Source organism: Variovorax sp. GW821-FHT10C12, from assembly GCF_059415405.1.
The window spans coordinates 2,484,489-2,507,397 of sequence record NZ_JBWKNE010000001.1 but is presented as its reverse complement, the minus strand read 5'-3'; the positions used below and the strand labels follow the sequence as shown (position 1 = coordinate 2,507,397).

The window sequence follows — 22,909 nt, the reverse complement described above, 5'->3', positions numbered from 1 at the left end:
GACCTATGCCGCCATCGATCGACTTCTCCCGAATCCGCGCGCACGCCGGATCCCAGAACCTGGGTTTCGAGGAGCTCTGCTGTCAGCTCGCCGGCCTGGAGCCGCGACCATCCAGGGCGACCTTCCTTCGCAAGGGCGCAGGAGCGGATCAAGGCGTCGAGTGCTATGTCAAGCTGGCTGACGGCGGAGAGCTTGCGTGGCAGGCAAAGTACTTTCTTTCGGCGTTCGGTGATGGGCAGCTTCAGCAACTCGACGACTCACTGAGCAGAGCGCTGGCGGCCCACCTCGGGCTGCATACCTATACGGTCTGCTTGCCCATTGACTTGAATGACCTGCGGACCGGCAAGAAGCTCAGCCCTTTGCAGCGCTACGAGCGATGGAGGGACAAGCGCATCAAGGAGGCGGCCAGGACTGGCAGGAATCTACAGATCCATCTATGGGGTGCCAGCCAGATCCGTGAGCGCCTGATGCGGGATACGCCGTTGTACTCAGGACGCCCGCGCTACTGGTTCGACCAGGAGCGATTGGGCGCGGGCTGGTTCTCCAATCGATTCGAGGTGTCAAAGGTCAATCTAGGCGAGCGCTACACCGCGCAGAGTCACGTTGATCTGCCGATCCTGCAGGCGTTGCTGGCGCTAGCCCGGGACAAGGGGTTTATTGACCAAGCCGGTGCGTGGGGCGAGCGGCTAAGCAAGAATCTCGGAGATGTTCAACGCGCGCCTGCAGACGCCGCGATGAAGGATGCACTGGCAAAGGTGAGCGTTCCAACGGACGCGCTCATTGCGGGCTTGGAGCAGCGCCGCGACCAGATTGAGGACGTTCCGATCGGGCTGTGGGGCCGGTATGCAGGTGAGGCAATCGATGGACTGACCCAAGCGTTCACGGCGTCGGAGTCGCTCCCCGAGCAGGAGCGGCGGCATGTCGAGCGAGTTCTCTACGATCTCTACGACGCGCTTCAGACGATCAAAGCCGCGGTAGAGCGCATGCCGTGGACTCTTGTCAATGAACGCCGCCTGCTCATCGTCGGAGAAGCTGGGGCAGGGAAGTCCCACTTGCTGGCTGACTTCGGCATCCGGCAACTTGCATCGGGCTGCCCGTTCGTGCTCGTACTGACTCAGACGCTGGGAGACTCTGAACCCTGGCCACAGATCCTCCAGCAGCTGGACTTGGGCGACTGTCGCGTCGCCGAGTTCCTGGGGGCCCTGGACGCAGCGGCAGAAGCAGCCGACAGCCGCGCAGTAGTGGCAATCGATGCATTGAATGAACGGCACGGCCTGCAGCTCTGGCGGGACCGGCTCGCGGGATTCTTGAAGGTCTTTGAAGCCTTCCCACGGGTATCGCTGATCTTGACCCTGCGCTCAACCTACGAGGCGCATCTGCCCGTACCGCAACTGCCCAGGCTCGTTCATCACGGCTTCGCGGGCCACGCCGGTGCCGCGGCAAAGGCTTATCTGGATGTGCGCGGCATCTCGCGCACCAGCAGCCCGAACCTCCTAAGGGAGTTCGAGAACCCCTTGTTCCTGAGAACTTGCTGCGACTACCTGGATCGGGAGAGGCTGAAAGCCATCCCCAAGGGCGTGCAGGGCATCTCCGCACTCTTTGGCTTCTACCTCTCTGCAATCGCCTCGAAGATCGAGATGAAGCTGGGGCTGGAACGGCTTCGAAGCATCCCACTGTCTGCGCTCAAGGCGTTCACGCAGATGGCTGCACAATGGCCGCGTGCAGGGGCCGTATCGAAGGTCGAGGCGATGGAACTCTTTGACCGGTATCTCCCCTCGCAAGGGCTGGAGAGTCGTAGCCTCTTCAGCGCCCTGCTGGCTGAAGGTGTGCTTACTTTGGACGTTGTCGATTCACGTGGCGATGCCCCTGAGGAGACGGTCAGGTTCACGTTTGAGCGCTTGAACGATCACCTGTTGGCCAAGAGCCTGCTTGACGACTACCTTGATCCCGAGCATCCACTGGCCTCCTTCAAGAAGGAACCGCTCAGCAAGTTCGTCTCGGCCGATGACTGGTGGCGGCATTCCGGGGTCGTGGAGGCCATCGCGATCCAGCTGCCCGAGCGCTGCGGACTAGAGATACTGGACGTCGTCGAAGAGGTTGATGAGGATGAACGCGGGTTCGATCGGTTCTTCCTCGACAGTCTGCTGTGGCGTCAGCAGGGCCGATTCTCTGAACACACGATGTCCTGGATACGCAAGCTCGAAGAAGACGACGTGATCTCGATGTATGAGATCTTGATCGGCATCGCCACGGAACCTGAGAACAAGTTCAATGCGCTTGCACTGCACGAGCGGCTCCTAGCCCTGCCGATGCCTCAGAGGGATGCCGGCTGGTCGGTCTTCCTGGCGATGGACGATCTCTCGGAGGGAGGGGCGATCGAGTCGCTTATCGATTGGTCCTGGCAGGTTCGCCCTGAGGAAATCGAGGGAGACCGACTACTGCTGGCATCGATAACTCTTGCATGGTTCCTGAGCACATCCAACCGGGCAGTCCGAGATCTGGGTACCAAAGGGCTGGCGCACATCCTGTCTCGTCGACTTGCAGTGGCCGCGGAACTGCTCGCCCGGTTCAAGGAAGTGGACGATCCGTATGTCGTCGAGCGTCTGCTTGCTGCGTGCTATGGCGCCGCGCTTCAGGGCTCGGACCGATCCGGCCTTGCGGTGCTGTCCACGCAGGTCTGGAGTCAGTACTTCGAGGGGGGACGACCACCACTGAACCTGCTTTCCCGAGACTATGCGCGCGGCATTCTCGAGTACACAGCCCGCTTTGCGACCTTGCCTGATGGGGTGGATCTCGCCCTGTGCCGCGGTCCGTTCGACACACCGTGGCCGCTGGAGGCGGTGTTGGACGAGGCGCTGTCGCACTACAAGGAAGGCGAGCCGCACTCGTATGACGACGACATCGTTTCGTCGACTCATCGCCAAGGAGATTTTGGCTGCTATTCCGTGCCGCGGGCGATCCATGACTGGACCGACCTACCACGGAAGCTGGCGGGGCAGACGACTGAGCAGCTCTTCAAGTCTTGGGAACTGCGCTTCGAGGACGAGGCGACGGCTGATCAGCTCAGGGCCTACGTCAGCGTCCACGAGGCCGCCGCAAGGCACGGCGAGATCGGGTTGAGCACGGACTGGTTCGACGACCGCCGGCGGACTCAACGCGACCAAGCATTTTCTGCGTTCGAGCAGGCGTTGGCTGGGTTCGCCGCCGTGCTGGACGAGCGGCAGAGATCTGTGTACGAGCTCGAGGCGCAACACTACTTGCATGAGTCTGTGCGGATGGGGAGCACGGATATCTCACCGCGTGACCTCGATCCCGCGATCGTTCGGCGCTGGGTCTGCTGGCGCGCCCATAACCTCGGATGGAGCAGCGAGCTGTTCTCGGCCTTCGAGCGCAGTGGACGAATCACGCGCGATCGGATGGGGGACCATCGCGTCGAGCGGATCGGCAAGAAGTACCAGCGGATCGCGCTTGGAGAAGCGGTCGCGCGTATCTCCGATCACTTGGCTCGGGATGAGGGCGAGGGCTTGATCGGAGCGTACTCGGGCACCTTGGCCGAGCTCTCGAATCTGAGAGACATCGATCCGTCGCTGCTTGTGAAGGAGACCCACGAGACGAACTGGGCCTACACGCCCGCAACCTGGTGGACGCCCACGACGCCGAACCTGAAGGCCGCTCCTGTCGCGGCCCTGCTTGCGTGGTTGGATTCGCCGTCCGCGGGCTTCGTCAACGGCCCTGAGAACATCGCGGTCGTGGATCCATTGGATCAGCGGGATTGGCTGGTGGTCAGCGCGTTCAGGCACTGGAGCATCCCGCGGCGAGATCGCCGAGCCCACCCTGATGCGTGGTCGCGTATCACATGCCTTCTGACAAAGAAAGGAAGCGGTCAACGACTGGTCGAGGAGCTCATCGCTAGGGACAGGGGTGACGAGAGCACTTTGCGCGAAGACAAGTCATGCAACAGCTTCCTCGGAGAGCATGGGTGGCGAGAGGCAGGGGCCGGGCCGCCGAGGCTCCGAGGGGAACCGTGGTCAAGGATCAACGTGCCTTGCATGACCGTGAGAGTAGAGCTGCGGGAAGAGACCGGAAAGGACAATTCGATCCTGGACAGCTTCAGCCTCGATCTGCCCTCGTCCTGGTTGCTCGCGGCGATGGGGCTCCGGCTTCGGGATGGTCGCGGGCCGGTGTACGTGGATGCGAGTGACATCGTTCGATTCATGGATCCGTCGCTCAAGGAGCGTGGTGCCAGTGCTGGAGTCGTCGACCGGCAGCTTTTTTTGAGGACAGTGGAAACGGCAGGCTTGGAAGCTGTGTGGCTTGTCGCCGGAGAGAAGAACGTCTACAGCTCCGACTCGATACGGCATGGCTTTGGAGGCAGAGTGATGCACGTGATGGCCTACCGATTCGTGAATGGAGTACTGGAGGCGAGCCTTCGGCGGGACTTCAAGCTGCAGGCGAGTGTTGAGCAAATGAAGGAGCTGCTGGCCTCAGAGGCGCCTTTGGGCTGAAGCCGCGCTACCCGTACTGGGCGGCCACCGGTTGATTCGGCGCTGATCCGCACACATCCTGCGACTGCTTGGTGCCCGTAGTGCACCGGCCTTGATTGACATGAACAGACGCTGCGTTTCGACCTGAGGACCTGACGAGCTTGATCAACGTGCCAGTGGCGGCGATCTGTCTTAGAGCAGTCGTCCGGGACGCGAGGACGAAGGGCGGCTCACGCTGCGAGGCAGAAATCTGCGATGACTGTGTGTGGCGGCATCGGGGCCAGAGCGGAAGTCAGATGCTGCCAAAGGCAGCGCTGCGAAACAGGGATTCATATTGCGTGACATCAGGTGCCTGGCGCACCGGCGTCGCGTTCGCGCATCCAGCGCCAGAGTGTTGAACGACTCACGCCGAGTTGCCGGGCTGCGGCCTGCCGGTTGCCGCCGTGCGCCTGCAGTGCCTCGGCCACGCGCGCAGCACCCAATCCAGCGATGTCGGCCGTCTCGGTGACGGCATCGGCGAAGAGCTCCGGCAGGTCGTGCCGCAGTTCGTCGTAGTGCACGTCGTCGATGCGGTCGAACTGCATGAGGAACACCGCGATGCGCTCACCGAGATTTTCCAGCTCGCGGATGTTGCCGGGCCAGTCGTAGGCGCGCAGACGCGGCAGCAGCGGCGCCAGCGCGCGCACAGGATCCAGGCGCGCGCCCAGGCGCTGCAGACATCGGTCGACCTGCGCTTCGGCCAGCGACGCGATGTCTTCGCGCCGCTCGCGCAAGGGCGGCAGCGGCAAGCGCAGCGTGTTGAGGCGGTAGAACAGGTCCTGCCGGAAGCGGCGCTCGGCAATCATGTCGTTCAGTGGCTGGTGCGTGGCCGCAATCACCCGCACATCGACCGGGATGGCGGCCGTCGCGCCGAGCCGCGTGATCTCGCGCTCCTGCAGCACGCGCAGCAGGCGCGTCTGCAGCTGCAGCGGCATGTCGCCGATCTCGTCGAGGAAGAGGGTGCCCGTGTGCGCCGCCTCGAAGAGGCCGCGCTTGCCGCCGCGGCGTGAGCCGGTGAAGGCGCCTTCCTCGTAGCCGAACAGCTCGCTTTCCAGCAGCGCTTCCGGAAAGGCCGCGCAGTTGACCGCGACGAAGGGCCGCCCCGCGCGCACGCTCTCGTTGTGGATGGATTGCGCGAACAGCTCCTTGCCGACACCGCTCTCGCCGGCGATCAGCACCGTGAGGTCGGTGCGTGCAAAGCGCCGGGCGGTCTGCACGGCGCGCACGAAAGCCGGGCTCTGGCCGATCAGGTTGGCGAAGCGGTGACGCGCCGCGCTCTGGCGCCGGCCCTGCTGGATGCGCAGGCTGGTGTCGGCTTCCTGGATGGTGCGTGCGTCGTACAGGGTGAGGGCGGCGCCGACGATCTCGCCATGCTCGCGGATCGGTGTGCGGTTGACCACCCAGTCGCGCTGCGCAAAGCGCTGCACCACGGCGCGCTCGACCTGTCCGCTGTCGAGTGTGGGTTGCAGCGACAGCTCGGGTTCGATCGCCTCCAGCGACTGGCCGATGAGCCGCGCGTGCGGCGGGCCGAGCAGCTGCTGCATCGGCGGGTTGACCGCGATCACGCGGTTGTCGCGGTTCACCGCGAGCACGGCCTCCTGCAGGTTGTGCAGCACGCCGTTGAGCTGCTCGTAGCGGCCGGCTTCGAGCCGCGCAACGCGCGCGAGTTCGAGCGCGTCCTCGAAGCCCTTGCGCACACTGCCCAGCGAGTAGGCGAGCAGCCCGTGCAGGCCGGCCTGCTCCGCGAGTTCCACGACCAGGCTGGAGCCGACGATCACCTCGAAACCCTCGCGCCGCAGCTGCTCGAAGCGCTGACGCGCGTCGTCGGGCGTCTGGTAGGCGTGCTGCATCACCTCGATGTTGAGCAGGTCCTTCACCTCGTCGAGTTCGGGGATGGTCTGGCCGTACATGACCACGCCGACGCGGCTGGACATGCGCCGCGCCTTGATGAGCGCCTGCAGCAGGTCGAAGCCGCTCAGCTGGATGGTGGCGACCGGCGCCTGCAGGCCGGCGCGCAGGATGCTCGCGTTCGAGCCCGCGCTCACGAAGGCATCGACCAGGCCGCGCTCCAGGCGGTCGCGTGCGATGGCGAGCGCGTCGCCGAAGGTGCCGTCGACCACCTCGATCTCGGCGCGGCCGGTGTACTCGGCCACCACCGGCATCGCGAACCCGCGGATCTGTCGGTAGCTCAGGAAGCACAGGCGCGGCAGCTCGCCGCTGCGTGCGGCGGCCGGAAAGAAATGGGCGGGCGGGCGGTCGCTGGACATGTCGCATTGAAACACATTCATGTTTCATTGATGTCGCAATGCAACGCGGCGTGGCAGCTGGTGGACGGTGAATCCCTTTCAAATCAAGCACTTGCATGCGCTCCGAGCGCTGGCACGGCACCTGCGATAGCTGGACATTCGCCAACCTTTCGGAGACATTGAACGTGGCACTCGAACACATCACCGTGCTGGACCTGACACACATGCTGTCGGGCCCCTACGGCACCATGCTGCTGGCCGACCTGGGCGCGCGCACCATCAAGGTCGAGCCGCCGGGCAGCGGCGAAGGCACCCGCCGCCTGCTGGAGAACGACCCAGACTATTCGCGCGACGGCATGGGGGCGTACTACCTCACGCTCAACCGCAACAAGCAGAGCGTGTGCGTTGACCTCAAGACGCCGGCCGGCAAGGCGGTGTTTCTGGACCTCGTGCGCAAGGCCGACGTGGTGTTCGACAACTTCAGCGTCGGCGTGACCGAGCGGCTGGGCATCGACCACGCGTCGCTCGCCAGGGTGAACCCACGCATCGTCACCTGCTCGGTCACCGGCTTCGGCCAGACCGGCCCGCACACGCAGCGCCCGGCCTTCGACCAGGTGGTGCAGGCGATGGGCGGTGGCATGTCGATCACCGGCACGCCCGAGACGGGGCCCACACGCAGCGGCATCCCGATCGGCGACCTCGGCGGCGGCATGTTCGGCGCGATGGGCGTGCTGGCCGCGCTGGTGGCGCGCGAGCAGACCGGTGTGGGCCAGCACGTCGATATCTCGATGCTCGACGCGCAGATCTCGCTGCTCAACTACATGGCGACGATGCACCTGCTGTCGGGCCACGTGCCCGAAGGCATCGGCAACGGCCACTTCGTGCATGTGCCTTACAACAGCTACCCGACGGCCGACGGGCACGTGATCATTGCTTGCATCGGCGACCCGTTCTTCGACCGCTTCGTCGAGTTCATCGACCTGCCCGCGCTGCGCAAGCCCGAGTACCGCCAGCAGCCGGTGCGCTTTGCGGCCAAGGCCGAGATCGATGCGGTGGTCGGCGAAGCGATGCGCAAGCAACCCACCGCCCATTGGCTCGAACGCTTGCGCGAGGCGCGCATTCCCTGCGGCCCGGTCAACAACTTCGAGCAGGCACTTAACGACGCGCAGGTGTTGGCGCGCGACATGGTCGTCGAGGTGCCGCTGAAAACTGGCGAGCGCGTGCGCATGCCGGGCAACCCCATCAAGCTGTCGGGGGCCGACCAGGGCAACGGGTTCACCTGCCCGCCGGCGCTCGGTGAAAACACGCGCCAGGTGCTCGGTGACCTCGTCGGCTACGCACCGGACAAGCTCGAAGCGCTGCGCGCCGAAGGGGCGATTGCATGAGCGCGAAGGAAGCGATCCACATCACCGACGTCGCGCCGCGCGACGGCTTGCAGAACCAGGCGGTCCACGTTGGTACCGAGGGCAAACTGCGCCTGATCGAGCTGCTGGTCGAGGCCGGCCTGAGCAGCATCGAGGCGACCAGCTTCGTCTCGCCGAAGGCCGTGCCGCAGATGGCCGACGCCGCCGAGCTTGTGGCGCAGGTGCAGGCGCACTTTGCCGCGCTGCGCACCTCGGTGCTGGTGCCCAACCTCAAGGGACTGGAGCGCGCGCACGCGGCCGGGGCGAAGGAGATCGCCGTCGTGCTCTCGGCCACCGAGACCATGAACCGCAAGAACATCAACATGGGCCTGGACCAGGCGACCGAGGTCAGCGAGCAGACCTTGGCCGCCGCGCGCGCGCTGGGCCTGCGCACGCGCGCCTATGTGGCCGTGGCCTTCGACTGTCCCTTCGAGGGCGAGACGCCGCTGGATGAGGTGCTGCGCCTGTCGGCCCGCATGCACGCGGCCGCGGCCGACGAGATCGTCATTGCCGACACCATCGGCTCGGCCTCGCCGGGCCAGGTGAAGCAGCGCTTGGCGGCGCTGCGCGGCGTGGTTCCGATCGAGCGCCTCGCAGTGCACCTGCACGACACGCGCGGCATGGGCGTGGCCAATGCATGGGCGGCGCTTGAAGCCGGCGTGCGTCGCTTCGATGCGAGCGTCGGCGGCATCGGCGGCTGCCCGTTCGCGCCCGGCGCCGCCGGCAACGTCGCGACGGAAGACCTCGTGCTCATGGCCGAGCGCAGTGGCTTTTCCACCGGCATCTCGCTTGCCGGCCTGCTCGCGGCGGTCGACTTCGCGCAGGACGCACTGCGCAAACCGCTCGGCGGCCGCGCCATCACCTGGCTGCGCCGCCAGCGGGACAAGGACACACAAGACAACACCAGGAGACTTGCATGACCCCAACCTTCCATCTTTCTCATCCCAACCGCCGCCAGATGCTCGCCGGCCTCGCATCGCTCACCGGGGTCGGCGCGGCCGGCAATGCCTTCGCGCAGGGCGTGAAATACCCGGGCAAGGCCGTCACGCTCGTGGTGCCGTATTCGGCCGGCGGCGGCACCGACATCGTCGGGCGCCTGATGGCGCAGCGTCTGTCGGAGCTGTGGGGCCAGTCGGTGGTGGTGGACAACCGTACCGGCGCCAATGGCGTGATCGGCTCCAGCACCGTGGCGCGCGCGGCGCCCGACGGCCACACGCTGCTGCTGGTGGTGGGCTCCCACGCGGTCAACCCGGTGCTGATGAAGTCGCTGCCCTACGACACCGACAAGGCCTTCACGCCCATCACCAACATCGCGAACTCGCCGTCGGTGCTGGTGGTGCAGGCCAACGGCCCCTACAAGACGCTGGCCGACCTGTTGGCGGCGGCGCGCAAGGACGAACTGGGCTGCGGTTACTCGGAGGGGCAGACGCGCCTGACCGGCGAGCTGATCCGCCAGGTCGGTCACCTCAAGCTGACCGGTGTGCCCTACAAGGGCGGCGCGCCGATCATGGTCGACATCATCGGCGGCCACCTGCCCATGGGTGTGACCAGCGTGCTGACCGCGCTGCCGCACGTGCGCTCAGGTGCGCTGCGCGTGGTGGGCGTCGCGGCCGATCGGCGCATGCCGCTGTTCCCGGATGCGATGACCTTCAAGGAAGCGGGTTTGAATGGCGTTGAGTCGCTGAGCTGGTATGGCCTGTTCGGTCCGGCCGGCCTGCCGGCCTCGATCGTGGCGCAGATCAATCAGGACCTGAAGAAGGTCGCGGCCGACCCGGCGGTGCAAAAGCAGATGCACGATCAGGGCGCCGACATCACGCTCACGCCGCCGGCCGAGTTCCGCGCCTTCCTCGCGAGCGAGACGAAGAAGTGGGCGCTCGTCGCGCAGCGCGGTGGCATCGCGGCGGAGTAAGCGGCATGGCGAATCCCATCCTCCGACAGAAGCTCGACCGCGGCGAATTCGTCATCGCGCCCGGTCTGCACGACATGATCGCCGCCACCGTGGCGAACAAGGTCGGCTTCGACATCGTCTACGGCACGGGCTACTGGCTCACCGCCTCAAGCCTGGGCCTGCCCGACGCGGGCATCGCCACCTACACGCAGATGCTCGACCGCATGGCGACGCTGGTGCGCACGAGCCAGGGCGCCGTCATCGCCGATGCCGACACCGGCTACGGCGGACTGCTGAACGTGCACCACACGGTGCGCGGCTACGAGGCGGCCGGCGTCACGGCTATCCAGCTCGAAGACCAGGAGTTCCCGAAGAAGTGCGGCCACACGCCCAACAAGCGCTGCGTGCCGATGCAGGACATGGTCGACAAGATCAAGGTGGCCGCCGAGGCGCGCGAGGACAAGGACAACTTCCTCATCATCGCCCGCACCGATGCACGCGCTTCGCTCGGCGTCGACGAGGCGATGCGCCGCCTGGAAGCGTATGCAGAGGCCGGCGCCGACATCCTGTTCTTCGAGGCACCGCAGTCCGAAGAAGAAATGCGCAAGGCCTGCGCCGCCTTCGATAGGCCAATGCTGGCCAACATGGCCGATGGCGGCACGACGCCTATCCTGCCCGCCAACGTGCTGGAGGAGATCGGCTTTGCGCTGGCCATCTACCCCTCGCTCACTAGCCTGTCGGCCGCCGCGGCGATGGAGCGTGCGTTGAGCCACCTCAAGCACGGCGGCACGAGCCAAGTGCCCGAAGTTCCCTTGTTCGACTTCAACGAGTTCTGCGGTCTCATCGGCTTTCAGGACGTATGGGATTTCGAGAAACGCTGGGCGCGCTGAAGATTCAATCAACAAAAGAACGGAGACAAAAAACCATGACGAACAACTACAACGCCTCGCGTCGCCGCTTGCTGGCACTGGCCATGGCGACCACTGGTGCGCTTGCGATCGGCTTCACCGCAACGCCGGCGCACGCGCAGCAGGACTACCCGAACAAGCCGATCCGCCTTGTTGTGCCTTTCACGCCCGGCGGCGTGACCGACACAGGCGCGCGCGTCGTGGCCGAGCGCCTCGGTGCGCGGCTGGGCCAGCAAGTAGTGGTCGACAACCGGCCCGGTGCTTCAGGCAACATCGGCACGCAGATGGTCGCGGCCGCGGCGCCCGACGGCTACACGCTGGTGCTGGGCTTCGACGGTACGCTGGTCATCAACCCGCACGTGTTCGCGAAAGTCCCGTTCGACACCGTGAAAGACTTCGTGCCTGTCAGTAAGATCGGTGATGCGGTGCTCGTCATCGTCACGCACCCCTCGGTGCCCGCGAAGACCTTGCCCGAACTCATCGCGTATTCGAAGAGCAACCCGGGCGGCTTGTCGTACGGCAGCTCCGGCACGGGGGGCACGCCCCACATCGCCGCTGAAATGCTCAAGGTGAAGACGGGCGCAGAGTTCATCCACGTGCCCTACAAGGGCGGCGGCCAGGCCATGACCGACGTGGTCGGCGGCCAGCTGCCGATGCTCTACACCGCCGTGGCCGGTGCGCTGCCCTTTATCGAAAGAGGGCAGGTGCGCGCCATCGCGATCTCGAGCGCGCAGCGGCTGCCGTCGCTGCCCAACGTGCCGACCGTGGGCGAAACCGTGCCCAGCTTCGAAGCGAGTTCGTGGATCGGGCTCCTCGCGCCCGCCAGGACCCCCAAGCCCATTGTCGACCGCATCCAGCGCGAGCTGCATGCCGTGGTGAACGAGCCGGCGGTCAAGGAGCGCCTGGCCAAACTGGGCATCACGTCGGTGGGGAACACGTCGGCAGAATTCGGGCAACAGATCCAGGCGGACCTGAAGAAGTACGCGGACGTCGTGAAGGCGGCAGGGATCAAGATCGATTGAGGCGCCTCAGATGCCGGGCCGTGGGGCCTTGTCCGTGATCGACAGATCGACCGGAACCCGGGTCTCGTGCCTGACGTTTCCAGGCATCTTCCCTGGCGTCTGGTGGCGAAATACGAGATGCTGCCCGCGGATACCTATGCCGTGTACTCTCACCGGCACCAGTTTGCGGCTCGTGTGCGAGCGTTTGGGCAACTTGCCTCTACCGCCTTTTCCCATCGCGAAAGGTGAGGCTGCGCGGTTGCTGAGGTGCCAGCAGCTCTCCTCAGCGCTCAGTCGACTTTGACGTTGCTTCCCTTGACGATAGCGCCCCACTTGGGCACTTCCTTCGCCAGGTAGCTACCGAAATCTGTAGGCTTCATCCATTCGGAGGTGAAGCCCTGCGCTGCCAGCTTGTCCTTGATGTCGGGCATGGCGAGTACCTTCTGGAGGTCGGCGTTGAGCTTGTCGACGATCGACTTGGGCGTGGCAGCTGGCGCCATCATCCCGATAAAAGCCACGGCCTCGAAATTTGGATAACCCTGCTCGGCCACGGTGGGCACGTTGGGCAGTGCTGGTGAGCGCTTCTTTCCGGTGACCGCCAGTGCTTTCAGCTTGCCGCCGGTGACGAATGGCGTGGCCGAGATCATCGTGTCGAGCATGTAGGTCGTCTGGCCGCCCATGACGTCGGTCAGGCCGGGCCCGCTGCCTTTGTACGGCACATGAATGGTCTTGATTCCGGCTGCACTGTTGAGCATCTCACCGCCCAGGTGCGTGGACGAGCCGGTGCCCGAGGAGGCAAACGACAACTCACCAGGCTTGGCCTTGGCGGCAGCGACCAGCTCCTTCAGGTTGTTGGCAGAAAAATCGGGGCGGGTCACCAGCACCAAGGGGCCGGTCATGATCATCGAGACGGGCGCCAGATCCTTGAGCAAGTCGTACTTGAGCTGCTCCTTCGGGAACAGGGTCATGTTGATGGCGTGCGAAGTGGCAGCAATGAGCAGCGTGTATCCATCGGCCGCGGCTTTGGCCACGAAGTCGGCGCCGATGTTGGATCCACCACCTGGCTTGTTCTCGACGATGAACGGCTGCTTCTCGATCTCGCCGAGCTTCGCTGCCAGCAAGCGCGCCACGATGTCATTTGGGCCGCCGGGCGCGTACGGCACGATGATCTTGACGGGCTTCGACGGGTACTTTTCTTGCGCTTGCGTGAGCGGTGCCGCGAATGTGGTCGTGGCGGCCAGTGCGATAACGAGGGGTTTGAACATGACTTGTCTCCGGGTTTTCTAGGGTGAGGGGGAACTGGACCGCTCAGGTCTTGTAGGACGGGTCTTCACGATCGAGTTGCCGCAGCAGCGCAGGCCACTCCATCGGAGCGAAGTTGATCTTTCCCTCGGGGCCGTAGCGCTTGGCCATCGTGGTGGCGAGTTCCGGACTGGGCATGCTGACCTCAGCGCCGCTCGCGAGCACATCGACTTGTACCTTGCAGGCGGTCTCGAGCCAGTACATGAGGTTCCACGTGTCCTGTACGGTGGGACCACAGCCGAGCAGGCCGTGGTTGCGCAGGATCAGCGTACTGTGCGGTCCGAGGTCGCGTGCGATCCGGTCGCGCTCACCCATGTCGACGGTCGGCTGTTCGTAGTCGTGGAAGCCGATGGCGCCATAGAAACGCATCGCGGTCTGCGTGAGCGGCAACAGGCCGTGCTTCATCGCGGACACGGCCATGCCGGCGCGGGTGTGGGTGTGCATCACGCAGTTCAGGTCGCTGCGCGCGCCATGAACTGCGCTGTGGATCATGAAGCCGGCACGGTTCACTGGAAACTCACCGAACTCGCCCTCCGGCTTGTCGACGACGGTGCCGTCCAGGTCCAGCGTGTAGAAGCACGACGCCGTGATCTCGGTGTAGAGCAGTCCGAACGGATTGATCAGGAAATGGTTGGCTTCGCCCGGTACTTTGGCCGTGATGTGGTTGTAGATGAGGTCGCTCATGCCGTACTTCGCTACCAGGCGATAGCACGCGGCCAGATCGGTGCGAACTTTCCATTCGGCTTCGCTGACGCGATCGCGCACGGACGTGGGACGGGCTTGGACAACGGTGTTCATGGTGGTGTTTCTCGTTCGATTTTCAGGACGCTTCGGGACGACCGGCGAGCATCCGGCGCGCTGTGTAGCGCATGACGGCTTCGCCGCGTTGGTTGAAGACATCCACGGTCGAGTCCACGATCGCGCGGTTTCCCTTCGAAGTCGGCTTGACGCCCGCGACCTCGATCACTGCATGGATGGTGTCGTTCACGCGCACTGGCCCCAGCACTTTTTGCGTGCATTCGAGCATTGCCATGCCGGTGCCCTGGATCATGGTCTGCAGGATGAAGCCTTCGATCAGCGAATAGGTCAGGGCGGCTGGGACGGGACGCCCACCGATCGCACTGGCCGCTCCTTCGGCGTCGATGAAGATGATCTCCAGCATGCCGGTGCAGGAGATGAAGTTGACCAGGTCCGTCTCGGTCACGGTGCGCTTGAAGGTCTGGAATTTCTGGCCGATGACAAGGTCCTGCCAGAAGAAGCCGTGGCCCAGCAATGGATGGCTGGAGGCGTGCGAGGTCATATCGGAGCTCCTTGGAGTTCTGGAGAGGGGGAGTCGAGGAGGGCGATGCCGGCTTCGGCCAAGACCTGGTGCGTGTGCTCGCCGAGTCGCGGTGCCATACCGACCGGTAGCCGACTCCGGTCGATGCGTACGGGTGCGTTGGGGAACAGCAGCTGGCCCATGCGGGGGTCGTCGATGGTCTGGAAGAAGCCGGTGGCTTTCAGGTGCGGGTCGTCCACCAGGTCTTCGAGACGATTCATCCGCGACGCCGGAACTTCGAGTCGCGCGAAGACTTCGAGCCAGGCGTCGGTGCTGCGCGTCTCGATCACCTGGGCCGCCAGCGTGTACAGCGCGTCGATGTTTTTCGTGCGCTCGGTGATGTTGGAAAAGCGCGTGTCGGCCGCGGCTTCGGGAATTCCGCCTTCGATGAAGAAGCGCTGCCAGTGCGCGTCGGTGTAGGGCATGGCGCACAAGTAACCGTCTGCGGTGCGATACGGGCGTCGGTGCTTCGCAAACAACCGCGGGTAGCCGGTTTCTGCCAGAGGCGGGGAGAAGTGATGGCCGTAGAAATGCTCGACCAGATTGAACGACACCATCGACTCAAGCATCGGTACTTCGACGTAGCCACCCTTGCCGGTGCGTTCGCGTCGGAACAGGGCCGCGAGGATGGCATGCGTGGCGACAAGGCCTGAGGTCTTGTCCGCGGCAATCGTTGGGAAGTACTGCGGCGCGCCCGACTGACGCTCCATCAGCGCGGCGCAGCCCGAGAGTCCCTGGATGATGTCGTCGTATGCAGGCATCCCGCCATAGGGGCCATCTTCGCCAAAGCCGTGTAGGCCGACGTACACCAGGCGCGGATTGCGAGCCAGCAGTGTGTCCGGATCCAGGCCGATGGCGCCCAGTTTCTGCGGACGAATGCTGTGCATGAGCACATCGGCGGTATCGACCAGCTTGAGCAATGCGGCGCGCGCATCGGCCTTCTTCAGATCCAGCACGACGCTGCGCTTTCCCCGGTTCACCCCGAGGAAGATGGCGCCCATGCCAGGCTCGGTGCTGGGTCCTGTCCGACGGGTGGAATCACCCTCAGGCGGTTCGATCTTGATCACGTCAGCGCCGTATTCAGCCAAGTTCTGGCTGGCATAAGGACCAAGGACGACGGAGCTCAGGTCGAGGACCCGTATGCCTTCCAGTGGAAGGCTCGATGCAGTTGTCATCGTGGATGGCGGTGTCTCGGGCCGCCCGTTATTGGGGAATGCATGAATGGTAGAAATGAAGAGTTAATGCGTCCAATACTGTTCATGTCATCAGATATACATAAGAAGTAAGCATCGTGGATCTACGCCAGCTGCACCAATTTGTTACCGTGGCCGAGACGCTGAACTTCCGACGCGCCTCCGAGCGCCTGCACATGGCGCAGCCTCCCTTGTCGGTCGCGATCCGTAAATTGGAGGAGGAACTCGGGACCCGGCTGTTCGAACGCCAGGCGCGCGGCGTCGCTCTCACAGCAGCCGGCGCGGCTGCTCTTGGCTTGGCCCGACGCTGCCTGAACGATGCGAACGCGTTGCGCGAGGCTGCACAAGCGGCTGCCGGGGGCGAGTGCGGAACGCTCAGGATCGGCTTTGTCGGCTCCGCCACCTATGCACTGTTGCCGAAGCTGTTGCCGAAATTCCGCGCACGCTTTCCGCGCGTCGAACTGGTCCTGCGGGAATCGGCAAACCTGGAGCTACTGGCCATGGTCGAGAGCGGTGAACTCGACATCGGCTTGGTGCGCTATCCGACCGGCTCTCCCAGCAGTTTGCGGTTTGAGGTTGTGGAGCGGGATGTGTTCTGCGCCGTACTTCCTACACAGCATGCACTCGCAAGAAGAAAACGCCTCACGCTTTCCGAACTCTCGAACGAGCCATTTGTGGACTACGCCTCCACGCGCGTCCCCGGCCTTCATGCATTGGTAATGTCGGTGTTCCAGCAGGCCGGGCTGACGCCGCGAGTTGCTCAGGAGGCGACGCAGGTGCAGACCGTCATCAGTCTTGTGCAGAGCGGATTGGGTGTGGCACTCGTGCCATCAGTCAGTGCGCGGCTCGCCGCGCGTGATGTGGTCTTCCGGCCGGTCCAGGGCTTGCCGCCGTCGTCGAACATCGCGCTGGCGATGGCAACCAGTGTCGATGGCCTTAATCCGGCGGTGCAACGGTTCCGTGAGTTGGCATTGATGCCATCCCCGAAGCGATTGCGGACGAGGGCGAGCATCTAGCTGCGGCCACGTTACGCGCCTGCCGATTCGGTCTTGCACACGTCGCTAAAGGTCTGTGGGCTCCGTTGAGAGCAACGGAAGAATGCTCTTGTTGGACAACGACTCAACGTACTCTTCACTCAGTGCCATGGGAAAGTACCGATGCCCAGTTAAAAGCGTTGAACACAGGTGCACTGCCTCGGCTGAAACATCTGACGGTTGAGCACCTCAGGCGATGAAGGGGGTCGAAGTCAGCGCTTCGGAGTTTTTGCGGTTTAGTCAGTTGCGCTGCGGCAGCACACACACCGATCCCAAGGCTACCCCAGAATCGTCGGAGACCGGTTCACCTCTTTGGAGCAATGGCCCCACTGACGAACCGGATGGCATCTGCAAACGCGGTGAGGATCGCGGGGCGCGCCATGCCGTCTCGTCGAAAGAACAGGCCGAACGACGGCAGGACGACCTGGGGCCCGACCTTGAGCCTCTGCACGCCGCCCCGGGCGACTTCGTCCAGCGCGTGCTCCAGCCGTACCGCGCACAGCAGCGAAGGGTCCTTGCGAAGCACGGTGCCGATCGTGACCGAGGACATGGCCTCGATGACCGGCACGGGCGGCGTCACGCCGCCGTTCAGGAAGACGGTCATGAACGCCTGCCTGACCAGCGTTTCCTTCGGCGGCAGCACCCACTGAGCGGCGCGCAGGTCGGCCCACTGCAACCTGCGTAGGCCGACGCTTGGGTTTGAAATAGACGCAAGCACGCACAGCTCGTCCTTCAGCAGCACGACGGGCTCGAGCAACGGGATCATGTCGCTGGAGATCAGCTCGGGCGTGATGGCGCCGAAGACGCAGTCAAGCTCCCCTTCGAGCAGGCGATGGATTAGCTCGTGGACGCGGCCTTCTCGCAACTGCACGGCGGCGCCCGGCACCCGCTCCCGCAGCCTGACGATGGCTGCAGGAACGGCAGCAGTGACCGACGGTGCGCCGACGCGCAGCACCGCCGTCACGCCGCTTTGCATGGCGTCCACGTCCGCGGTGGCGCGGGCCAGTTCATGCAGCACGGCGCGTGCGCGAAACGCCGCGCTTGCCCCCAGCGTATTGGCATGGATGCCCAGATGGCTGCGTTCGAACAGCCGGGCCCCGAAGCAGCTTTCGAGCTCGCCGAGCATCTTGCTGATGGCGGGCTGGCTCAGATGCAGCCGCGCCGCGGCACCGCGCATCGTGGGGGTCTCGGACAGCGCCACGAGCAGCTCGAGGTGTCTCAGGCGCAGCGTGCGGACCAGGCGGTCGGTTTTGGTGTCCATTTCAGGCTCCACGGCATATATCTAATTGTGATCACTCCCTCACGATTATCGAATTTTCAAGAATCGGGGAAGGCGATAACGTCGCGCCCAATGAACTTCGAATCCAAAGAGACAACCAGCGGATCCGCCCCTGCAGCTCCGCTGAAGAACGTGCGCGTGATCGACCTGGGGCAGTACATCGCCGGGCCCGGCGCGGCCATGGTTCTGGCCGAGCTGGGCGCGCAGGTGATCAAGATCGAACCGCTGGCGGGTGACCAGGCCCGGCACATCGGTCGCTACGGCGAGTCGATGATCCGCGCCTACAGCCGCGGCAAGCAGTCCATCGCGCTCAATCTGAAGAGCGACGCAGGCCGGGAGATCGCGTGGCGGCTGATCGAAAACAGCGACGTCGTGATCCAGAACCTGCGCCCCGGCGCCGTCGATGCGCTGGGCCTGGGCCCGTCCGCGGTGCGCGAGCGCTTTCCCAAGGTCATCTACCTGTCGATCTCGGGCTTCGGGGACTTGGGCCCTTCGAGCACGCGTCCCGGCTACGACATCGCGGCACAGGCCGAGAGCGGCTTGATGTCGGTCACGGGCGAGCCCGACCGCCTGCCCCAGAAGGTGGGGGTGCCGATCATCGATGCGGCCGCGGCGCACCTGGGTGCCCAGGCGGTGCTCGCTGCACTCTACGGGCGCGCACAGACGGGTGTCGGCGAGACGTTGCGCACGTCGCTGCTCGAGGTGGCGCTGCATCTGCAGGCCACCACGTGGTGCGACTACCTGGGCGGCGCACCCGAGCCGACGCGCATCGGCGACGGCCAGCCCAACAACGCGCCTGCAGCCGAAGTGGTGCCCACGCGCGACGGCCACATCGTGCTGTCTGCGTATGCGGACGAACACTGGGCACGATTCTGTCGTGTGATGGGACGCGAGCCGCTGGCGACCGATCCCCGTTTTTGCACCAACGCATTGCGGGTGCAGCACCGCAGCGAGTTGCGCATCGTGCTGCGTGAATGCCTCTCGTCCTTCACCAGCGAAGAATGCGTGGCGCTGCTGAGCCGTAACCAGATCGTGGTCGGTTTTGTGCGCAGCTACCAACAGGTGCTGCAAAGCGCGGACGTCCAGGCCAGCGGAATACTGGTCGATGCATTGGGCGCGGACGGCCAACGCTACCCGTCGCTCGCATTGCCCTATCGGCTGGGCGACGCGCCACGAGCCACGCCGCCCGCCGCGCCTGCGTGCGGGGCCGACACCGATCGGCTCCTGGCCGACCTCGGGCTCGCAGCGAACGAGATCGACGAGCTTCGCCGCGCCGGCGCAGTGGCATGACGCAGAAAGAGAAGACACCCCTCATGAATTCGAAGATCGATCCCATCTCGCACGGCTGCGACGCCGTCGTGATCCAGACGCTGCCGCTGTTCGAGATGATGCGGATGCGCGCGGCCACCACCGCGCGCCGGCACCCCGTGCTCGGCTTCGCAGCGTCAGATGCAGCGTCGGCCATGCGGTGGGTCAACCAGTTCACCCACACGCACCGCCGCCTCGGCCCGGACGACAAGGAGGTCGTCAGCCCGAACAACGACACGGTCTACAGCAACGCCTGGCTCGACCTGTCCGAAGGGCCGGTCATCATCGAGTCGCCCGAGATGGGCGACCGCTACTGGACCCTCGGCCTGCTGGACGCGTGGACAAATCCCTTCGCCTACGTCGGGCGTCGCACGACGGGCAACCGGCCCCAACGCACGCTGGTGCATGGCCCCGCATGGCGCGGCGTCGTCCCTTCGGACATCACGCAGACGATTGCCGCACCGGGCGACGACGTGTGGCTGATCGGCCGCCATCTCGTGGAGGACGACGGCGACGATGCGACGCGCGTGCGTGAGACGCAAGCCAGGATGCGGCTCGTGCGCCTGGATGGCAGCGACGCGGCGATGCGGGTGGACACGTGGATGGACGACGGGCGCGATGCGGGCACTCCGGCTGCGGACCTGTACCTGTCCATCGTGAGTGCCGCGCTGCGCCGCAATCCGCCGATGGCAGGGGAGTGCGAGGTGTGGCCTCCTGCCGCAGTCGAGCTGCAGGCGTCGCTGCCTGCCGTCTACGAACGGCTGCGCACCAGCAACCAGCCGCACGATCTGGGCGGTGGCTGGGCGATCCCGGTGATGGTGAAGACCCACTGGGGCGACGACTACCTGACGCGTGCGCGCATCGCGCGCAACTTCATCGGCGCGCTGGGCGTCGAAGAGGCGATGTATCCCACCGCCGAGGTGGACGCGCGCGGCGCGCCGCTCGATGGATCGCTGCGCTACGAGTTGCGGTTTGCGCCGGGTAAGGGGCTGAAGGTGGGCGCTTTTTGGTCGCTCACGATGTACCGCCGAAGCGACTGTCTTTTTGTCGCGAACCTCATCCACCGGTACTCGATCGGCGATCGCACGCCCGGCTTGCACCACGACGCCGATGGCAGCTTGGCCCTGCGGCTGCAGGCCGACGACCCGGGGCCGGGTGTCAACTGGCTTCCGGCGCCGAAGGGCGAGCTGTTCTACGTCGTGCTGCGGCTGTATCAGCCGCATGCCGACCATCTGGAACTGCGGTTCGACTACCCGCCGATCCAGCCGATCTGACACTCACAAAATCAACGGAGACACGCACGCATGACCACAATGAACCGCCGACACCTTCTCGCAGCCGCAGTCGGCCTGGCCTTGCCCTGGAGCGCATCGAGCCACGCGCAGGCCTGGCCGGCGCGGCCGATCCGCATGGTCTCTCCCTACGGTGCAGGTGGGTCGAACGACATCTTGTCGCGCGTGCTCGGCGACTTCCTCGGACGACGGCTCGGGCAGGGCATCGTGATCGAGAACAAGGCCGGTGCCGGCACGCGCATTGCCAACGACTTCGTGGCCAAGGCGCCGGCAGACGGCTACACGCTGCTCCACGCGGCCGCACCCATTGCCATCGGCGAGGCGCTGTACAAGGGCCTGCCTTACGACGTGCACAAGAACTTCGCCTCGATCGCCAGCACGGCCATTGCGCCCTTGTTCCTGGTGGTCAATGCCGACGCGCCGTACAAGACGGTCGCGGAGTTCATCAAGCAGATGAAGGCCGACCCGAAGGGCGCAACCTTCGGATCGCCGGGGGCGGGCTCGGCCCCGCACCTGACGGCCGAGCTTTTGTTGCGGGCCTCCGGCACGAAGGGCATCGTGGTGCAGTACCGCGGCGATGCGCCGGCCTACACCGAGCTCCTGGCCGGGCGGATCGACGCCACCTTGACGGCCATCTCGACCGCGATTCCCCACATACAGGCCGGCAAGCTGCGGGTGCTGGGCGTCGCCACGGAAGAGCGCTCGCCGCTGTACCCGAACGCACCGACTTTTCGTGAGCAGGGCCTGCCTTCCGTCGTGGGTTATGGCTGGTACGGCATGCTCGCGCCGGCCGGAACGCCAGCCAACATCGTCGAGCGGCTGAATGCAGAGATCAACGCGGCGGTGGCCGACGCGGACGTCCGCCGCAAGGCCGAGGCGGCGGGACTGCAACTGCGTGGCGGTAGTGCCGCCGAGTTCAGTGCATTCATTGCCAGCGAAACGCGCAAGTGGGCGCAGATCATCAAGGCCGCGAACATCACGGCCGAGTGAGCGTCACCCGCGAAAACGAGTGGCGGCGCGTGCGGAGCCGCCGCACGGAATGCGCGAAAGTTCACAAAGGTTGAGATTTCCGTTGCAGTTCGTTGTCATTTAAAGCGGATACTTTTTGCTTAGATTTTTCACATCAAGCAAGGCGTTGAATTTCCATGGACATGGCCGTTGTTTCGTCGCCCCAGGCCGAAGTTTTCTCCTACGACTTCGTGTTGCCGATTCCCGTCGAGGGATCGACGCATCGGCGCCTGGAGGTCATCGGGGTGTTTCGCACGATGGCGGCAGCGCGGGTGGAGCGGTGGGTCATGGATGCCCACGGCCAGCCGCGCGCAGATAGTGAACTGGCCGCCGAGGTCCTCGTTGAATTCCGCCGCGTCTGCGGGACCAGTGGGCTGACATCGCCACTGCAGGTCGAGATGACGCAGGTGCTGGCCTCCACGAAATCCACGGCCGCGATCGTCTCGGCCTTCCTCGCAGGGCATCCCCGGGCCGCCACGCGCATCGGCCGTACGCGCAGCCGCTCCAAGACCCAGTGGGCCTGGGGCGGACAAGCGGGATCGCCGGATGCGATGGCCGTAGCGACCGCATCGGCGGCCTGATCCACCTCGACCGGTGTCGTCGGGAATGGCGGAAGCGATCACACAGACACGAACCGATCGGGGCGCGTTGTCTGCGAAATCCGCCAGTGCATGCAGGTGTTCTGAGTTTTGTTAACTCGTCCCGACGGCACCGACAGGGTGCAGTTTCTTGCAACGCAACTCGGTTGCAGTGTGGGCGAATTTCCCCAGCCCTACGGCCGCATGAAACCGGCGCTGCTGGGTAGCGTGTCGGACCACTCCTCTGTGCTGGCGGAGTTCGGCGGCCGCTTCGATCACGGGGAGCAGGTCTATCTCTTTGCGAGCTGGCCGACCCTCGAAGCCGCGCTGCAGCACATCGTCGACCAGCGAAAAAAACAGTAGCGCGCGGCGCTTCCGGTCGCTTCGCTGTATACATCGCGGCACACGATGGTTTGACCCCACGCCGACACGGCGCGCGTGCGCCCGCAGCGATCCGGCCGATGGCCGGGTCTCGCTTCGCTTCTTCTCATTCCCAAGCACGGCACGACAAAGTGTTGTTCGTCGCGTTACCAAAAGAACACAAAAATTGAGTGCAAAAGCGTGAACAAATAGTTGCTTCCAATTTGCAAGCGCACCATTTGTGAGCATTCCTTCCTTCGGCAGGCTC

The 22,909-nt window shown here is 64.8% G+C and carries 18 protein-coding genes; 12 read left to right on the top strand and 6 right to left on the bottom strand.

Features of this window, described 5'->3' with window-relative positions; translation table 11 throughout:
* Positions 1-5: 5 nt before the first annotated feature.
* Complete coding sequence (locus AC07OH_RS11785) at positions 6-4,505, top strand: hypothetical protein (protein ID WP_495300767.1); 4,500 nt, start codon at positions 6-8, stop codon at positions 4,503-4,505.
* A 323-nt stretch (positions 4,506-4,828) separates the two neighbouring features.
* Here the strand turns inward: AC07OH_RS11785 and prpR are convergent, their stop codons facing one another.
* The gene (gene prpR / locus AC07OH_RS11780; RefSeq protein ID WP_495300766.1) at positions 4,829-6,790 is read right to left on the bottom strand and encodes a propionate catabolism operon regulatory protein PrpR; all 1,962 of its coding nucleotides are present in this window, start codon (positions 6,788-6,790) and stop codon (positions 4,829-4,831) included.
* 164 nt (positions 6,791-6,954) lie between these two features.
* On the opposite strand from prpR, the gene AC07OH_RS11775 reads away from it, so the two are divergent.
* From AC07OH_RS11775 to AC07OH_RS11755, 5 genes are read left to right on the top strand one after another with little or no spacing between them, the layout of a single operon-like run.
* A complete protein-coding gene (locus tag AC07OH_RS11775; protein WP_495300765.1) occupies positions 6,955-8,154 on the top strand; it encodes a CaiB/BaiF CoA transferase family protein in 1,200 nt (399 codons plus the stop codon).
* Positions 8,151-9,092 carry a hydroxymethylglutaryl-CoA lyase gene (locus AC07OH_RS11770; RefSeq protein WP_495300764.1) on the top strand — a complete coding sequence of 314 codons (942 nt, stop codon included), beginning with the start codon at positions 8,151-8,153 and terminating at the stop codon, positions 9,090-9,092. The genes AC07OH_RS11775 and AC07OH_RS11770 overlap by 4 nt, the downstream gene beginning before the upstream one ends.
* Positions 9,089-10,081: a tripartite tricarboxylate transporter substrate binding protein gene (locus AC07OH_RS11765; RefSeq protein ID WP_495300763.1), complete on the top strand. Its 993-nt coding sequence runs from the start codon at positions 9,089-9,091 to the stop codon at positions 10,079-10,081. Before AC07OH_RS11770 ends, AC07OH_RS11765 begins: the two co-directional genes overlap by 4 nt.
* A 5-nt stretch (positions 10,082-10,086) precedes the next feature.
* Positions 10,087-10,950 (top strand): isocitrate lyase/PEP mutase family protein, encoded by an 864-nt coding sequence (locus AC07OH_RS11760; protein ID WP_495300762.1) that lies wholly within the window; start codon positions 10,087-10,089, stop codon positions 10,948-10,950.
* 35 nt (positions 10,951-10,985) lie between these two features.
* Positions 10,986-11,990, top strand: a complete 1,005-nt coding sequence (locus AC07OH_RS11755; RefSeq protein ID WP_495300761.1) for a Bug family tripartite tricarboxylate transporter substrate binding protein — start codon at positions 10,986-10,988, stop codon at positions 11,988-11,990.
* A gap of 269 nt (positions 11,991-12,259) precedes the next feature.
* Here AC07OH_RS11755 and AC07OH_RS11750 read toward each other — a convergent pair whose 3' ends face one another.
* The 4 genes from AC07OH_RS11750 to AC07OH_RS11735 are packed head-to-tail and all read right to left on the bottom strand — an operon-like array spanning position 12,260 to position 15,764.
* Positions 12,260-13,234 carry a tripartite tricarboxylate transporter substrate binding protein gene (locus AC07OH_RS11750; protein ID WP_495300760.1) on the bottom strand — a complete coding sequence of 325 codons (975 nt, stop codon included), beginning with the start codon at positions 13,232-13,234 and terminating at the stop codon, positions 12,260-12,262.
* A gap of 43 nt (positions 13,235-13,277) precedes the next feature.
* The gene (locus AC07OH_RS11745) at positions 13,278-14,069 is read right to left on the bottom strand and encodes a class II aldolase/adducin family protein (RefSeq protein WP_495300759.1); all 792 of its coding nucleotides are present in this window, start codon (positions 14,067-14,069) and stop codon (positions 13,278-13,280) included.
* Between the two features lie 22 nt (positions 14,070-14,091).
* The gene (locus tag AC07OH_RS11740) at positions 14,092-14,571 is read right to left on the bottom strand and encodes a MaoC family dehydratase (RefSeq protein ID WP_495300758.1); all 480 of its coding nucleotides are present in this window, start codon (positions 14,569-14,571) and stop codon (positions 14,092-14,094) included.
* Positions 14,568-15,764, bottom strand: a complete 1,197-nt coding sequence (locus tag AC07OH_RS11735) for a CaiB/BaiF CoA transferase family protein (protein WP_495300757.1) — start codon at positions 15,762-15,764, stop codon at positions 14,568-14,570. Before AC07OH_RS11735 ends, AC07OH_RS11740 begins: the two co-directional genes overlap by 4 nt.
* Before the next feature lie 116 nt (positions 15,765-15,880).
* Here AC07OH_RS11735 and AC07OH_RS11730 point away from each other — a divergent pair, with 116 nt between their 5' ends.
* On the top strand, positions 15,881-16,798 hold the full coding sequence (locus AC07OH_RS11730; RefSeq protein ID WP_495300756.1) for a LysR family transcriptional regulator: 918 nt from the start codon (positions 15,881-15,883) through the stop codon (positions 16,796-16,798).
* A gap of 322 nt (positions 16,799-17,120) precedes the next feature.
* Here AC07OH_RS11730 and AC07OH_RS11725 read toward each other — a convergent pair whose 3' ends face one another.
* A complete protein-coding gene (locus AC07OH_RS11725) occupies positions 17,121-18,077 on the bottom strand; it encodes a LysR family transcriptional regulator (protein WP_495300755.1) in 957 nt (318 codons plus the stop codon).
* Positions 18,078-18,167: 90 nt separating this feature from the next.
* Between AC07OH_RS11725 and AC07OH_RS11720 the strand changes: the two genes are divergently transcribed.
* The 5 genes from AC07OH_RS11720 (at position 18,168) to AC07OH_RS11700 (ending at position 22,644) form a co-directional block, all read left to right on the top strand.
* The gene (locus AC07OH_RS11720) at positions 18,168-19,385 is read left to right on the top strand and encodes a CoA transferase (protein ID WP_495300754.1); all 1,218 of its coding nucleotides are present in this window, start codon (positions 18,168-18,170) and stop codon (positions 19,383-19,385) included.
* A gap of 23 nt (positions 19,386-19,408) precedes the next feature.
* The gene (locus AC07OH_RS11715; RefSeq protein ID WP_495300753.1) at positions 19,409-20,677 is read left to right on the top strand and encodes a DUF1254 domain-containing protein; all 1,269 of its coding nucleotides are present in this window, start codon (positions 19,409-19,411) and stop codon (positions 20,675-20,677) included.
* Positions 20,678-20,707: 30 nt separating this feature from the next.
* Positions 20,708-21,685 carry a Bug family tripartite tricarboxylate transporter substrate binding protein gene (locus tag AC07OH_RS11710; RefSeq protein ID WP_495300752.1) on the top strand — a complete coding sequence of 326 codons (978 nt, stop codon included), beginning with the start codon at positions 20,708-20,710 and terminating at the stop codon, positions 21,683-21,685.
* Between the two features lie 155 nt (positions 21,686-21,840).
* The gene (locus tag AC07OH_RS11705) at positions 21,841-22,284 is read left to right on the top strand and encodes a hypothetical protein (RefSeq protein WP_495300751.1); all 444 of its coding nucleotides are present in this window, start codon (positions 21,841-21,843) and stop codon (positions 22,282-22,284) included.
* A gap of 138 nt (positions 22,285-22,422) precedes the next feature.
* A complete protein-coding gene (locus tag AC07OH_RS11700; RefSeq protein WP_495300750.1) occupies positions 22,423-22,644 on the top strand; it encodes a hypothetical protein in 222 nt (73 codons plus the stop codon).
* Positions 22,645-22,909: the final 265 nt, after the last annotated feature.